Here is a 603-nt window from a genome sequence, read left to right as displayed (position 1 = left end):
CCCGTCACACCATGGGAGTGGGCTGCAAAAGAAGTAGGTAGTTTAACCTTCGGGAGAACGCTTACCACTTTGTGGTTCATGACTGGGGTGAAGTCGTAACAAGGTAGCCCTAGGGGAACCTGGGGCTGGATCACCTCCTTATACGATGGACAGTTTGCTTTCACTTTTTAAAAGTGAAGACAAATGCGTCACGATGAGTGTCCACACAGATTGATATGTCTTATTTAGAGCTTTGATGGGGCTATAGCTCAGCTGGGAGAGCGCTTCGCTGGCAGCGAAGAGGTCATCGGTTCGATCCCGATTAGCTCCACCACCTATAGTGTCCCGTTCGTCTAGAGGCCTAGGACACCGCCCTTTCACGGCGGTAACAGGGGTTCGACTCCCCTACGGGATACCATCTTTAAGCGTACTTTATTAAGTGCTTTTAAAAATGGTKACTTCTTCGGAAGTGATTAGCTCTTTAACAATTTGGAAAGCTGACAAATCAACAATKTATTGTTGATTGTAAAGTTCTCAATGTTTGTCTTTATAGACAAACACCAATACAACACATTCAAGTGTTCTTGGGAATGTCACTTTAAGTGACTATTCAAAATTGAGTCC

2 tRNA genes and 1 rRNA gene are annotated in these 603 nt (G+C 44.9%); all 3 read left to right on the top strand.

Annotated features, from left to right (window positions below):
• Nucleotides 1-141: ribosomal RNA gene (locus EJ063_RS20455) — 16S ribosomal RNA — on the top strand; the annotation flags it as partial.
• Nucleotides 142-237: 96 nt separating this feature from the next.
• Nucleotides 238-313: transfer RNA gene (locus EJ063_RS20450), tRNA-Ala, on the top strand.
• 8 nt (nucleotides 314-321) lie between these two features.
• A tRNA-Glu gene (locus EJ063_RS20445) sits at nucleotides 322-397 on the top strand.
• The last annotated feature ends 206 nt before the right edge of the window (nucleotides 398-603 follow it).

Source organism: Vibrio aquaticus, from assembly GCF_003970385.1.
GTDB classification, from domain to species: Bacteria; Pseudomonadota; Gammaproteobacteria; order Enterobacterales; family Vibrionaceae; genus Vibrio; species Vibrio aquaticus.
This window is presented reverse-complemented; position numbering and strand designations above follow the sequence as displayed.